The sequence below is a fragment of the Propionivibrio sp. genome (genome assembly GCF_049316945.1).
Classification (GTDB): domain Bacteria; phylum Pseudomonadota; class Gammaproteobacteria; order Burkholderiales; family Rhodocyclaceae; genus Propionivibrio.
On the sequence record NZ_JBMOJE010000014.1, the window covers coordinates 1 to 15,200 of the forward strand.

Annotated in this window: 10 protein-coding genes; all 10 read left to right on the forward strand. The window is 53.3% G+C overall.

Annotated features, from left to right (window positions below; genetic code table 11):
• Positions 1–168: 168 nt before the first annotated feature.
• Positions 169–345 (forward strand): hypothetical protein, encoded by a 177-nt coding sequence (locus ACOYNV_RS05175; protein WP_422898684.1) that lies wholly within the window; start codon positions 169–171, stop codon positions 343–345.
• Between the two features lie 324 nt (positions 346–669).
• The gene (locus tag ACOYNV_RS05180; protein WP_422898685.1) at positions 670–1,134 is read left to right on the forward strand and encodes a hypothetical protein; all 465 of its coding nucleotides are present in this window, start codon (positions 670–672) and stop codon (positions 1,132–1,134) included.
• 142 nt (positions 1,135–1,276) lie between these two features.
• Complete coding sequence (locus tag ACOYNV_RS05185; protein WP_422898686.1) at positions 1,277–1,795, forward strand: YcjF family protein; 519 nt, start codon at positions 1,277–1,279, stop codon at positions 1,793–1,795.
• Between the two features lie 246 nt (positions 1,796–2,041).
• A complete protein-coding gene (locus ACOYNV_RS05190; RefSeq protein ID WP_422898687.1) occupies positions 2,042–3,706 on the forward strand; it encodes a cyclic peptide export ABC transporter in 1,665 nt (554 codons plus the stop codon).
• 2 nt (positions 3,707–3,708) lie between these two features.
• Positions 3,709–4,614: a substrate-binding periplasmic protein gene (locus ACOYNV_RS05195; protein WP_422898688.1), complete on the forward strand. Its 906-nt coding sequence runs from the start codon at positions 3,709–3,711 to the stop codon at positions 4,612–4,614.
• Positions 4,611–5,528, forward strand: coding sequence for a prohibitin family protein (locus ACOYNV_RS05200; protein ID WP_422898689.1), 918 nt, complete (start codon positions 4,611–4,613; stop codon positions 5,526–5,528). Before ACOYNV_RS05195 ends, ACOYNV_RS05200 begins: the two co-directional genes overlap by 4 nt.
• Positions 5,525–6,841 (forward strand): ABC transporter substrate-binding protein, encoded by a 1,317-nt coding sequence (locus tag ACOYNV_RS05205; protein WP_422898690.1) that lies wholly within the window; start codon positions 5,525–5,527, stop codon positions 6,839–6,841. Before ACOYNV_RS05200 ends, ACOYNV_RS05205 begins: the two co-directional genes overlap by 4 nt.
• A 60-nt stretch (positions 6,842–6,901) precedes the next feature.
• Entirely contained in the window at positions 6,902–7,072 is a 171-nt protein-coding gene (locus ACOYNV_RS05210; RefSeq protein WP_422898691.1) for a hypothetical protein, read from the forward strand.
• A 15-nt stretch (positions 7,073–7,087) separates the two neighbouring features.
• A complete protein-coding gene (locus ACOYNV_RS05215) occupies positions 7,088–7,789 on the forward strand; it encodes a 4'-phosphopantetheinyl transferase family protein (protein ID WP_422898692.1) in 702 nt (233 codons plus the stop codon).
• The gene (locus ACOYNV_RS05220; protein ID WP_422898693.1) at positions 7,779–15,194 is read left to right on the forward strand and encodes a type I polyketide synthase; all 7,416 of its coding nucleotides are present in this window, start codon (positions 7,779–7,781) and stop codon (positions 15,192–15,194) included. Before ACOYNV_RS05215 ends, ACOYNV_RS05220 begins: the two co-directional genes overlap by 11 nt.
• Positions 15,195–15,200: the final 6 nt, after the last annotated feature.

The following is a 15,200-nucleotide window of genomic DNA, read 5'->3' on the forward strand; positions in this document are numbered from 1 at the left end:
GCATAAAGGCAAAAAAAAGGAAAATATTCAGAAAAATCAACAAATAAGCAAGCCAAAGCGTGAGGATTTAGGATTTGAACTCGCTCTTGCCAGCCAGTGAAGCCCCTCGGTGCCTCGCCACTGGGTGTCTAAATCAATTTTTTCACAAGCTCTCATGCGGTTGACTTTTTGAAATCGATTGATCTGGAAACCCGCAAGCAGTTGCGTGAGTATACAATTATTGTCAGCTGCATGCTGCCTTGGTTCACGCGAGATTTTCGCTGGGTGACTGGTCCATTCGTTGATTCCACCGACGATGTCAATGCCGATGTGTTAATGAAACAACTAGGAGGCTGGCGGACTTGATTTGTAACTTATTGATTCATAACGATATTCCGATTTTTTTGCAAAATGACAATATCGTTTAAAATCAGAAGGTTATGTGTTTACAGACATTCCGGACAAAAATTTTATTTGCTATGTAACCTTATGATTTATATGGAATTCGTCGATTATTGGACAATCGCTAATCGTTTTTGCACAAACCGAGAACATAACATGTTGTTTTATAAAGAAGTAATTTATAAGACTCCATTCTTTTGACTGAAATTTGTCCAAAATTTTCACCCGTTTTAGGGGTAAATCCGGGAGGTCTGTTTAAGTCCGACAGCCTCCTAGGGGAGAACTTCTATGACTTCCGATGATTCGCGTCAACATTTCGGTGTAACAGATGGGGTCGACTGTGCCGACTACTGGTTGCAGCTTGCTTTGAACGACCAAAGAGTTCGAGCTGCACTAGTATTTGCATACGAAAGGAAGCTGAATCTGGTGGCTTCTGTGAGATTGCTGCACAGCTTGCTTTCACATGGGCAACCGTTCAATTGGGGGATGTTGGGGCACCCATCGGCCGGTAAGGTGATAGAAATGGGGCGCGCGATGGCGTCTCTTGCAGATCGATTGGAGTCTGGCACCCCGGTCGAGATGGCCGAAAGCGCTTCGCAGGCTACAGCCTCCAACCTCTTGTCGGTAGCCCTGTTCTACGGAGCCTTTCCATATTCACTGGAAGATGGCATCCGACTTCTTGGCAAAGATGAGGTGGTTGCTCGTCTGCGTGTGTTCGCACAGTCAGCATATAACTCTTCCTTGGTCGGCTGAGTCCTGTCGGTTTAGAATCTAAACGATTTTGCCAAATTTAGAATTGCTGATTTGAACCATGCCAGAAATAGGATATAGTTCACGCAGGTTCCGTCAATAAAAAGGCGGGAACAGTAGAGATCATTTTTTTACAGGAGTAACTATGAATACGGAAGTGCAGAATGTGACATCTGAAAAGAGCGAAGAGGCCAGCAAGATTATCCGCAATTATGCTTTAGGTTCGATCGTTCCGAGTCTTATTCCAGTGCCGCTGGTAGACCTTGCGATTGTGACTGGTGTGCAACTGAAAATGTTGCATAGTCTGGCCAATCTGTACGGTGTCCCATTCAAGGAAGAACTGGGGCGTTCCGCGATTACCGCTTTGATTGGTGGTACAGCGGCGTTATCAATGTCCCGTGTCGTGTCGAGTGCGATCAAGACCGTTCCTGGAATCGGTTCTTTGGTTGGCGCTTTCAGTATGCCCGTAATCAACGGCGGTTCAACCTATGCCATCGGTAAGGTATTCATGATGCATTTCGAATCGGGCGGTACGATGTTGTCGTTCGAACCTGAGAAAGTTCGTGAGTATTTCAAGAAAGAGTTTGAAGCAGGTAAGGCCGTGGTTGCATCTGCGCAGGCTTCGGGTGAAGTCGGTAAGGACGGGACTGTCAAGTCAAAGTAGTTCACATGTCCGAGACGGCGTGACGCGATGTCAGGCCCGCCTCGGGTTCGCGCGGTTTTCTCTCATAATGATCTGAGGTTTGTTGTGCTGGTCGTTGGTATTGGCGGTTACTAACAGAAGCGACTGGTTCAGGTTGTGAAGGTGCGATCTGATTTTTCTGGCGTCGGTGTCATTTTTTTTCGGTATGACGTATTTGCTGCTGCTTGCTTCTCTGTTTGTTGCAGGTGGCAAGGTGATTGGGTTTTTATGAACAAAGCGTCGTTTCCGGCGAAACGCCTCCTTGAATTCATCAACGAGGAAGCAAGCTATCCCCGTGCACGTTTGATGGCGTTTGCAGTCCTTTCTGGAATTGCCAATGGTGTGTTGCTGGCTATCATCAACCACGGAGTAGGGCTGGTCGGTGAGTTTTCCGCCAGCGGTGATATACAGGTTTTCTACTTGTCGCTGTTTGTGGTGGGTTTGGGTCTGTTTGTTTACACCAAAAAGTACGCGCTCGATCATGCTGCTATGCTGGTCGAAGAAGTTTTGCGTAGGGTGCGTATGCGCATCGCGGACAAGATCCGTCATGCCGAGCTGACTTTCATCGAGAGTGCCGGTTATGCCGATATTTTCAACTGTCTATCGCAGGATACGATACAGATTTCGCAGAGTTCTTCGGTGATTTTTGCCGCCATCCAGTCAGGCATCATGGTTGTCTTTGCGATGATCTACATTGCTTGGCTCACGCCGCAAGGATTTGTTTTGACGGTTTGTGCATTATTACTGGGTGGATGGGTGTTTCTGTCGAAACGTGACGGCATCATCCGTGACCTCAATCTGGCAACCAAGCACGAACTTCTGTTTTTCAATTCGTTTAATCATACGCTTTCGGGGTTCAAGGAAGTAAAGATCAACCGTGCGCGTAGTCAGGCACTGTTTCGCCGGCAGGATGAAATTGCGGTCGAGGTGCAAATGCTGAAAAGCCGCGCCGGCATGAATGCGGTTTTTGTGATGATGTTTTCGGAGGTGTTTTTTTACATCCTGATTGCCGTTGTCCTTTTTGTCTGGCCCTATGTTGAGCCGACCGATGCCGCTGTCGTGGTCAAGTTGACGGCTTCAATCCTGTTTATCATTGGTCCGCTTAACCTGCTGTTCGGAAACTTGCCCTTGTTCATCAAGGCTGATGTGGCAGTGAGCAATCTGCGTGCACTGGAATCCAAGCTGGACACCGCAAGCCGCAGTCAGCAAGTGGGAGAGTCTCCGGTACGCGCAGGTTTGCAATTTGAGGTTTTACGCCTGCGCGATGTCTATTTCGAGCATATCGACCACGAAGGGGTGGCCCAATTTTCGGTGGGGCCAATCAGCTTGGAAATCCATCGAGGCGAGATTGTATTTATCGTTGGCGGCAATGGTAGCGGCAAATCGACTTTGCTCAAGTTGGTGAGCGGTCTGTACTATCCGCTGAAAGGTAGCATTGAGATCAATGGTGAAGATGTTGATTCAGATATGTATCCCGACTACCGTGAGCTGTATTCTATTATCTTTACCGATTTTCACCTGTTTGATCGTTTGTATGGCATTCCAGATGTTGATGAGTCTATGGTGCGTGCTTGGTTGAGAAAAATGGGAATGATTACCAAGACCAAGTTTCGTGATGGACGGTTCACCAATATCAACTTATCAACGGGCCAGCGCAAACGTCTGGCCTACATCAGCGCAATGCTGGATGATAAGCAGGTATATATCTTTGATGAACTTGCCGCCGATCAGGACCCAGAATTTCGCAAGCATTTTTATCAAGCTCTTCTACCCGAATTGCGGGACATGGGCAAAACCATCATTGCAGTTACGCATGATGACCGCTACTTCGGTTGCGCAGATCGCGTACTGAAGATGGACGAAGGCCGACTGGTTGTCGGGGGGATTGAGTGACAATGGCAACAGTATTGTCACTTAGATTTCAGGAATGGCGCGCGCGTGGCCACCATCACTGGTTTCTGTTCTTCCTCACGGTGGCAGCTGTATTGATTGGCATTGGTCTGGCGGTGGTGTATTTGGGCGATGAGCGTGCAAGAGGGCCTAGCACCAAGCTTGTGGTTACTGGGAAAGAACCCAAAGTTGAAGACAATCGTCCGAGTTTGCGGGCCACCTACCGCAATGGACCACCCGATATGGTGAAATACTCCGACGGCTATCATTCAGGGCCATTGCGTTACGTCACCGAAGAAGCGGCGCGGCGGATTGGCTACCGCATTGAATGGGAGGCGCGATCCTTTTCCGCCAGTGTACCTGGCTTACTTGACGGTACGGTCGACATTATTCCTTATGTTTTTTACAAAACACCGGAACGCGAAAAGGATTCGCGTTTCAGTGTCAGCCTGGGACTACGGCCGCGACCAATTTATTTTGCCATAAACCGACGATTTGGTGATCACGCGACGATCAAGACCATGAAAGACTTGACAGGGCGCCGGGTGGGTCATCGTAAGATGACATATTACTTTCATGAATTTCAAGTTTCAACGGATATCGTCAAGGTGCCTTTTGAAGACGATTACCCAATGTCACAGGCATTTGCGCAAGGTGAGGTTGAAGTGTTGGTGTTGAATAACAAGCAGGCCATGGAACGGGCAATTGCGTCGGTCGGTTTCCGTAACTATGAGTACGCGGATTTCGTCTTTGATATGAAATCCGACATGTACTATATGCTCCCAAAGTTTCCAAAAGATGCATCACGCGCTGATGTATATGCGAATTTCGATGTTGCCTTACAGGAAATGATGGCTGACGGCACGATTATCCGGATTTACAAAAGCTTTCAGGCGGAGCCACCCCTATGAATACGATAGTCGAACACGTGGCACCGGTGTCTGCGCATGAATTGAACTCGTTCAAGCGATTTCGCTTTTGGTTGAAGGATCGCGCACCATATATCGTGGTACTTTCCTTTATTCTGCTGTTTATCCTGGTATTTCTTTGGTCGCGCGTCTTCATTGTCATCCGGCCAGGTGAGGCCGGGGTTTTGTACCGCATGTTGTCAAGCGGTACTGTCACCGATCATGTCTATGCCGAAGGGTTGCACATCGTGCTGCCGCTCAATACCATGTACAAATACGAAACACGGGTACAGGTGGCATTTCACGACATCAGCGCATTAACTAGTAGTGGCTTACCGATCAAGCTTGCGTTGGCGGTCCGGTTTCAACCGATTTATGAACTGCTTGGCGTTTTGCACCAGGAAGTTGGTCCGGACTACCTCAACAAGATCATCCTGCCACAAATTGAATCCGTTCTTCGGCGTAATATTGGTCAGTACACACCTGAAGACATTTATACCAACCGCGAGGGGGTACTCAGTCGCGTCATCACCCTCGCACTGGAAGAAGTGGGTCGCAAGTACATTCAGGTTGATGACATCATTATTCGATCGGTGGATTTGCCCGATACGGTCAAGATTTCTATCGAAAATAAGTTGGTCAATGAGCAGCAATTTCTCGCCTACAACTTCCGGCTGAAGACCGAGGAGGAAGAAGCCAAACGCAAGAAGATTGAGGCGGAAGGGCAAGATACCTATCAACAGATTGTTGGGGCATCACTAACGGACAAACTGTTGCAATGGCATGGCATACAGGCGACGCAGGAACTGGCCAAATCGCCTAATGCCAAGGTTGTCGTGATTGGATCCGGTAAAAATGGGTTGCCACTGATTCTTAATGACGGTGGTGTGCAGAACACTACGCCGGCGATCAAATGATTTTTCGCGACGGACGCTTTTTGTCAAACTCGCAGTTATCATGGGGCGCGAGGGTTTGCCGCCCCTTGTTCCTGCTGGCAGTCTGTGTTGGATTATTCGCCTGCAACGACAGTGATCGGGGTTCACTCGCTGGAAATGAAATAACAGCCGAAGCCAGATTGGATCTGGCACGTCAGCGTTACAAAGCCAGGGCTCCTGTTGTTATGACTGCTGTTTGGAATCAGCAAGATGGCGAATTTCTGGCGGGAGCGCAGTTGGCTGCAGAAGAAATAAACGCTGAAGGCGGTATCAATGGCCGTGTGTTGCAACTTGAAACGCTTGAAGAGGAACAATTTGTATCGGGTACTGCCTATCAGTTTTACAAAAAGCAAGGTCGGTATCGTAATGAACCGCAATTTGTCGGCACTACAATGGCAAAAACCGTCTTGCGTAACCCGGACATCACAGCGGTTGTCGGACACTCATCCATTCCCGCTATTCTTCCTGCGATGGTTGCCTACAATAATGCTGGGGTATTGTTTTTTGGTGGTGGCAGCAGTGACTCGCGTATTCTGTGGTCCTCTACGCGTTTTTATTTTCAGTTTTTGCCCCATGATGTCGTGCTGGCCAAGACTATGACCCAACACATGAACCATTTGCAATGGGGCAAGGTTTATTTCATCTACGAGGCTGACCGCCACAGTGAGCAGTTGGTTGAATTGCTCAGGGCCGCTTGTGCCAGTGCCAACATCAGATTTGGGGGCGCGGTAGCGATTTTGTCGGATACGCGTTCTAATAACGCCAGCACTATGCGAATGCAGAAGTCAATTGCAGCTTTGCGTAAGGGGGATATTGATGGCCTAGTTGTGATTGCCAATTCGGGCCTTGCGGCCCACATCGTGCGTGAATCGCGGATGTTGGGTTTGTTGCAGCCATTTATGCTCACACCAGTGTCAAATCCGCGTTTGTTTACCGAGCGTGTCGGGTTGTTTGGTGAAAATGTGCGTCTTGTAACCTTGCGCCGTGACGCTTACCAGGTTGATGAGTTTCATAAACGCTTCATGGCGCGTTTCCCCGACAAAACAGCCGATATCGCTGCCAGTCAGGGGTACGATAGCGTGCAGTTGTATGCCGATGCAGTAGCTATCGCGGATAGTACCGATCCCACATTGGTTGCGAATGTACTGCATTACAGACTGACATCCTGGAGCGGACTGCTGGGCAATTACACCTTTGTTGACCGTGAGGTGCAGAATGTTAAATACTATGTCCGGCGATTGGTTCGTCAAAAGGATGGCGAGCTGACATTCGTTAAGGACGGTGCGGGAGAATGAAATCACCGATCCTTACATGACTTGACCATAACCCACTGAATCATAAGGCAGGAATACACCATGCTTGCAATTCTCACTTCGCACGTTACTCTGAGCCTGATTGTTGCCTATTTCGGCCGCAAGCGTCGCATCGGCTTTTGGGGGTTGCTCTTTGGCTCGATACTGCTCACGCCCTTGATTGGACTAATCATCTTGTTGGTGACGGACGATGTGGCAGCAATCAAGAGCTAATCGCGGATCATTGTCGTGGCTGTCATCGAAGTCTGGCGCGTCGATTTATCCAACGCTAGTCAGATTGATGCGCTCTGGCCTCTGCTTGACTCTGAGGAGCAGGCACGGGCTAAACGTTTCCATTTCGACCATGATCGGCGGCGTTTTGTTTTGGCTCATGGAGCATTGCGAACCATCCTTGGGTGGTTTTGTCAATGCCCTGCTGCGGATTTGCACTTCGTGTACTCAGCACACGGTAAACCGGCACTTACACCACACTATGCACTTACGTTCAACCTTTCGCACAGCGCCGATCTTGCCTTGTGTGCAATCACGACGGCAGGCGAAGTCGGGGTTGATGTGGAATGCCACCGTGCGGTGGATGCGACGGCGCTGGCGCAGCGATTCTTTTCCTCAAGTGAGGCCAACCGGTTGGCGCAACTTGGTGGTACCGCCCTCCAGGCGGCATTCTTTGCCTGTTGGACGCGCAAGGAGGCTTACATCAAGGCCAAGGGCTTGGGGCTGTCTTTGCCACTCGATCAATTCACAGTCAGTACCGACGACGCGCCACCTCGCATGGAATCCAGCAGCTTTGCCCCGGCGGATGTGGCTGCCTTCAGCCTTTGGTCCATACCCGTGCCCGCAGGTTATTCCGCAACTCTAGCCTATTGCGGCCCTTGCACTGGCCCACCTCACATTCGTGATTTTTTACCCGCTCCTACAACTGATGAATTTTAATTTCGCTACTCTCGCCGAATTGCTGCGTGACCGTGCAGCGGCATTGCCGGACCGACTCGCCTATACATTCTTGCGTGACGGGATCGAACCAAGCCAGGCCTTTAGTTTTGGCGATCTCGATCGCCGTGCGAGGTCGATTGCAGTGGCCTTGCAAGAGTCGGCTACGGCTATCCAGCCCGGTGACAGGGTGCTGTTGATCTACCCGGCAGGAGTTGAATTCGTTGCAGGCTTTTTCGGCTGTATCTATGCCGGTGCTGTGCCGATTCCCGCACCAGCGCCGGATACGGCCCGGTTTAAGCGCACCTTCCCACGCTTGCGCAGCATCATCGACGATGCTGCTGCCCGGTTGGTTCTGACCACCAAGTCCATTTACGAGCAATCCCAGGTACTGGAGGATGAGCCTGTTGCCTGGCTAGCCAGTGACTGTGTTGATGTTGCGCTGGCAGCACGCTGGACTGCGGTAGATGCAGGGCTCGACGACTTGGCTTATCTGCAATACACCTCGGGTTCAACCTCCAAGCCCAAGGGCGTTATGTTGTCACATCGCAATGTGCTCGAAAACCTGGCGTTCATCCGTAAGAGTTGGAAATATGACGAATCGTCGATTTCAGTAACCTGGATGCCGTATTTCCACGACTATGGATTGGTCGATGGTTTACTGCAACCTTTATACAACGGCAATCCCTGTTATGTGCTGTCACCATTAACCTTCATCAAACGGCCACAGCGCTGGCTGGAAGCCATCAGCCGTTATCGCGGTACCCACACGCAGGGGCCGAATTTTGCGTTTGAGTTGTGTGTTAACAAAATCACACCAGACCAGCGCGATGCCCTGGATTTGAGCTCCTTGCGTGTGGCCAGCAATGGTGCCGAACAGATTCGGCAACCGACTTTGCAGCGGTTTTGTGAATTTTTCGCTCCCTGTGGCTTTCGAGTCGAGGCATGCTTTCCATCCTACGGGCTGGCAGAAGCAACCTTGATGGTGACAACGCGCCGGTGGGATGGCTTACCGCGTGCGGTTCAGGCCGATGCCACCCAATTGGAACGCGAGCGTTGTTTCGTTGCGGCCAATAGTGCTGCTACGGCGCGTACTGTCGTGAGTTGTGGGGCCATCCAGAATGGCATGAACTTAGTGATTGCTGACCCGGATTCGAGCGAGCAACTGGCAGATGGTGCTATCGGAGAGATATGGGTGGAGCATCCGTCTGTCGCATTGGGATATTGGAACAAGCCGGTTGAGAGCGAAGCCATTTTTCGGGCGCGTTTGCGCAACGCGCCCAGTGTTGCTACATGGTTGCGCACCGGTGACCTGGGTTTCATTGATAGCGGCGACTTGTTTATCACTGGGCGGATCAAGGACTTGGTCATTATTGCCGGGGTCAATCACTACCCGCACGATATCGAATGGACTGTGCAGGAGAGCCATATTGTTATTCGTCCCGGCAACTGTGCGGCCTTTTCGATCGATATTGGTGGTGAGGAGCGGTTAGTTGTTGCGGCAGAGATTGTTCGCAACCTGGAAGAATGGGACGAACTTGTGACCACCGTGCGCCATGCGGTGTCAGTGGCCCATGAAATCGAACTATATGCTTTTGTCGGTCTCAAGAAGGGAGGAATGCTCAAGACCTCCAGCGGTAAATTACAACGCTCTGGTTGCCGAACCGCCTTTCTTGAAAATACTTTTGATGCCCGCTTTATCTGGCGCAAGCCGGTGGCGCCAGCACCTGATAAAGCCCCGGTACAGGCTGCGCCTGAGGTTCTGCAGCGCAGCGATAGTTACGGTCGTTGGCTGACCGCAGCGCTGGCTTCACGCTTGAACCTTCTGCCACAGACGATTGATCCGCATCAACCCTTTGCCAGCTACGGTTTGACTTCACGGCTGGGAGTTGAACTGGTTGGCGATCTTGAACAGTGGTTACAGCGAGATGATCTGTCGCCGACTTTGTTATGGCAATTTCCTACTGTTGCAACCCTCAGTCGCCATCTCACCGGATTGATGGAAGAACCCCGGTCAGTGCATCACGCCCTAACGATGGTAACGACTGGGCGTAGCAATGAAAGGCAACCGCTGGCTATTATCGGAATGGCGTGCCGATTTCCTGGCGCTGACGACCCGCAGACATTTTGGCAATTGTTGTACGACAAGGTTGACGCGGTCGGTGCGCTACCTCAAGGTCGTTGGACCGATGCCGGGATTGCTTTGCGTGAAGGCACGGGTCCTGGCCAATTGGCAACATTGCAAGGTGGTTTTTTGGGTGATGTAGCCCGCTTTGATGCAGATCTATTCGGTATCAGTGGCCGTGAAGCTGAAATTATGGATCCGCAGCAGAGAATGCTGCTGGAACTAACCTGGGAAGCCCTTGAGCGTGCCGGTCTCAATGCTGACGCGTTGGTAGGCAGCAATACGGGTGTTTTTATTGGCATCAGCACCGATGACTATGCCACTTGGCAACTGGCCGAGCCTACGCAGATGTCGGCCTACACGGGGCCTGCCAAGGCACTATCGATTGCCGCCAACCGAATTTCCTATCAGTTTGATTTTCATGGCCCGAGCATGGCGATCGATACGGCATGTTCGTCATCACTGGTGGCGATCCACCAGGCATCTAATGCGCTGCGTCGTGGAGAATGTGAAGTTGCAATTGCCGGTGGTGTCAATTTGTTGCTGGCGCCGCACATGAGCATTGCACTAACCCAAGCCGGGATGCTGTCGCCGGACGGCCGGTGCAAGACCTTTGATGCTGCTGCCAACGGGTATGTGCGTGGCGAAGGCGGCGGACTGGTTGTGCTCAAGCGGCTGGATGCGGCGCAGCGTGACGGCGATCAAGTGATCGCCGTGTTGCGAGGTTCAGCGGTCAATCAGGATGGCCGTAGCAATGGTTTGACCGCACCTAACGGACTGGCTCAGCAGCAGGTTCTCCGCGCCGCGCTCGAAGCCGCCGGTGTGGCGCCATCGAATATTGGATATGTCGAAACCCATGGAACCGGAACAGCGCTGGGGGATCCGATTGAGGTCAAGTCCTTGCAGGCGGTGCTGGCTGCGGGGCGAACGGACGGGCAGCGCTGTGCGCTTGGTGCCGTCAAATCCGCGATTGGACACCTTGAGGCTGCGGCTGGAGTTGCCGGGGTCATCAAGGCAGCCATGAGTGTGCAACGCGGCACATTGTTGCCTCACCCGACGTTGCGTACTGTCAACCCGCTGATCGAACTTGAGAAGAGCATCTTCTCGATTCCAACCAATCCTCAGCCCTGGTCTGACAGTCCTCGCCTGGCGGGTGTCAGTTCCTTCGGGTTCGGTGGCACCAATGCCCACCTGATTCTGGAGTCATTTCCAGAAACGGCACCACCGCCAGCGCCCGCACATGATCGACCGCTGCACTTGCTAAGCCTGAAGGCGCGGGATGGTGCTGCTCTGCGTGCGTTAGCCGCGCGTTGGCTGACGCTGCTGGAAAATACTGAATCTGGAACGGCGGCGGTTGCAGATCTGTGTCATGCAACCAATCGCACGCGTGCCGGGTTGCCGGAGCGGTTGGCATGTGTTGTGACTGATACCGCCGAACTGAAGCAGATGTTGGCTTCATGGCTGGAAGGTGACGCAGGCCAATGGATGGCTGGTCAGGCGCACCCACAGCGTGTGCCGCGCATCGGCTTCCTGTTCACGGGTCAGGGTTCACAGTTTGTCGGCATGGCCGCCGAGTTGTATCGGACCCAACCAGGCTTTCGTCGTGATCTTGACGCTTGCGACGCTGTGCTGCGCGAGCGCATGGGGCAAAGCATTGTTGAATTACTCTATGAGGCCGGGGCAGATAATGTCGCCGCCGAACAACGACTGGCTCGTACCGATATCACCCAACCCGTTTTGTTCGCTATCGAATACGCATTGGCGCGGCTATGGCAAAGCTGGGGTGTAGAGCCAGTTGCCATGCTTGGGCACAGCGTGGGTGAATACGTTGCTGCAGCGATCGCGGGCGTGTTTTCACTGGAAGATGGTCTGCGACTGATTGCTGCGCGTGCGCGACTGATGCAGCAGGCCCCGGGTGATGGGGCCATGGCAGCAGTGGTTGCGGATGAAGCGCAATGTCGTGCCGCTCTTGTCGGCTTTGAGGACAAGGTTGTCATCGGTGTAGTCAACGGTGTGCGCAATCACGTCTTGTCTGGTGAGCGTACTGCTCTTGCTACCGTGGTCGCCCGGCTCAGTGCACAGGGTTGCGAAACCCGCCCTGTCAATGTTTCGCACGCCTTCCATTCGCCGTTGATGGAGCCGGTGCTCACTGAATTCAGACAACTTGCTGCAACCATCGACTATCGTATACCAGCGATTCCACTGGTGTCGAACGTCACGGGCGAAATAGCCTCTGCGGCACAACCGTTCGATGCCGGATACTGGGTCAGGCACCTGCGCAGTCCGGTCCAGTTTGCTGCCGGTGTCAAAGCCATGCGTGCGGCAGGGGTTGATACCTTCATTGAAATCGGTCCGCGCCCGACCCTGATCGCACTGGCTCAACAGACCCTCGATGAACCCGATTTGCTCTGGTTGCCCAGCTTGCGTGCCCAGGTCAGCGATACGCGGCGAATGTTTGAAAGCCTGGCGCAGTTATACCTCGGAGGAACCCGGATTGATTGGCAGGGATTTGATGCTCCGTGGCCACGTCGGCGGGTTGCGATTCCGACGTATCCCTTTCAGGGCCGTCGCTACTGGTTGCCAGCAGTGGCACGACAACACAGCACGGATGTGCCCGATGGCCGTTTCCCGGGGCGGCGTATTTCCTCGCCGCTACTGAGTCAGATTGTTTTTGAAAATCGCTATGACACGGCTGTTTTACCCTGGCTGGGCGAGCATCGCGTGTTCGATCGTGTGGTTGTACCTGGTGCAGCCCATCTGTCATTGGTGCTTGAGGCTGCCAGTAGTTTTTACGGTCAGAGTGCTTGCGAACTTGCCGACGTCATATTTCCGCAGGCTCTGGTAGTACCGGAACCCGGTGCCCGCCGACTCCAACTGGTATTCGAGGCATCAGTGCCTGGCGAAGGAAGACGTTTCAAGCTGATTAGCTTGCCTGCCGAAAGCGACGATGGATGGGAAGAGCATGCAATGGGTCGTCTGCGCGAGTGCGAGGTGGTTGAAAATCCAAATGGCTTGGTGCGTGCCCAGGCATTGTGCCCGGATCCCGCAGGTGATTTTTATGCCGGTATCTGGCAATCGGCGATTGGCTTGGGGCCGCGTTTTCGCTGGATCGATGCAGTATGGCGGGGCGAGGGGCAAGTGCTGGCGCGCTTGCGTCAACCCACAACGGTTGGCGTGGAGCAGTATCGGCTACATCCGGGTTTGCTTGATTCGATGTTGCAGTCACTTGCCGCAGCGGTTTCTGTTCCACGAGGCGATGCGCTGGTTCCGTTTAGTTTTGAAAGTTTTCGCTGGCTGGCACAGCGGTCGCACTACGAACTCTGGAGTCATGTCGTGGTGCGTGCCAGCGAATCCACAACGGATGAAGTGGTCAGCGATGTCGTTCTGTACGCGGCTGATGGCACAACACTGGCACAGGCAACTGGATTTCGCACACGGCGTGTGGCCAGTCGGGACTTGTTGCGCGAAACGGCTGGCGGACTTGAACACGCGGTCTATGGTTTGCACTGGATTGAATCAACAAATCGCATTAGCGATTTGTCCTCACAGCGCGGAAACTGGGGCGTGGCCGGTCATGATCGGATTGTCATCGACTCTCTTTGCGAAGCATTGAGAGCTGCTGGTCAGTCCAATGTCCACGCATTGCCTTTGACAGCTCAGGGCATGGATCTAAGCCCGGCTTTCGATCACATTGTTTACCTAGCTGGTGAAAGGACTGTTGGGAATGATGTGGCTGGTGTAACCGCTCTGGCTTGCACCGAATTACTGCATCTGTTGCAAGCAATACTGGCCCGCGGTGCGCCATGGCCCGAACTGCTGGTTGTGACCCGGCAAGCGCATCTGATTGGCGTCGATGATGTGTTGCGCGTGGATCAGGCGGCGTTGTGGGGCATGCTGCGGGTGCTGCGGCTGGAACAGCCGGCGTTGCGGTGCCGCAGTATGGATCTTGATCGCGAAACCCGGTTGGCCGATTTGCCATTCTTGCTCAATCAAAATGGAGAGCCAGAGCTTGCGCTGCGTAGTGACCGGCTGCAGTTGCCCAGGTTGCGCTCGCACAAACCTGCCGCAGTACCGCCACCTACATTGAGATCCGATGCCTGTTATCTAATCAGCGGAGGTTTCGGTGCGCTGGGTCAGCAATTGGCCCAGTGGCTGGTAGCACATGGGGCACGGCATTTGTTGTTACTCGGCAGGCATGTGCCTGAAGCAGCGACAGCACAAATGAGAGCGCTCGAAGCCGGTGGGGTGCAAGTCGAGGTCATCGCTGTTGACGTAGCAGATTTGCCGCTTTTGCGTCAATGTTTGCAGGAGCGCACCGGTCCTGCGGTAGCGGGTGTTTTCCATCTGGCCGGCGTACTTGAGGATGCCTTGATTGACCAGCAAAACGGACAGCGGCTCGGATTGGCGTTACGGCCGAAGCTGGCCGGCGCACTCGCGCTGGAGCAGGCTTTGGAGCACTCCCCGGGCGCGGTACCGCTTGAACTTTTCGTCAGCTTCACATCGCTGGCTGCGCTCAGCGGTTCGATGGGACAGGTGGCGTATGCGGCAGCAAACGCGGCACTCGATGCTTACATGGCACAGAGGCGCTGCCGGGGTTTGGCAGGTTTAAGCCTCCAATGGGGGCCGTGGGCAGATGCGGGTATGGCGGCAGCACAGTCCGAACAGAATCGTCAGCGTTTTGCCAGTTACGGAATCGAGCCGATTGATGCCACCGCTGGGCTCGTCTTGCTTGGGCGATTGCTGACTAGCGATGCGGCCACCCGTGCGATCATGCCGGTCAATTGGGCGACTTATCTTGGGCAGTTGTTCGCTGGTCATCCGCCGCCACTTTATGCCGAAGTCCAGCAGACAGAGGTATCTGGGGAGTCAGCGCCAGCGCAGACTATGGGGTTGGCCGAGCGACTGTTGGTCGCAGCGCCAGCGCAGCGGCGCGCGCTACTCGACGAGCAGCTCAAAGTGTTGGTGACCACCATACTTGGACTGCCTGATAGGCGTTCACTTGGACCGCGCCAGCGCTTATTCGACCTGGGATTGGATTCGCTGGGTGCTGTCGAGTTGCGCAACCGCCTCGCTGCCATGTTGGGACGTACGCTGCGCGCGACGCTGTTGTTTGATTACCCTACACTGCAGGCACTGGGGGACCACATCGAGCGCGATGTACTGGGTCTGGCTGAGCAGTCGGCTGTTGCTGTGGAGTCTTCGCAAGCCGCACCTGTAGCTGATTTGAGCGCTCTTTCTGACGATGAACTGGCCAACATGCTGGCTGCCGAACTGGGTTCCTGAGGCACG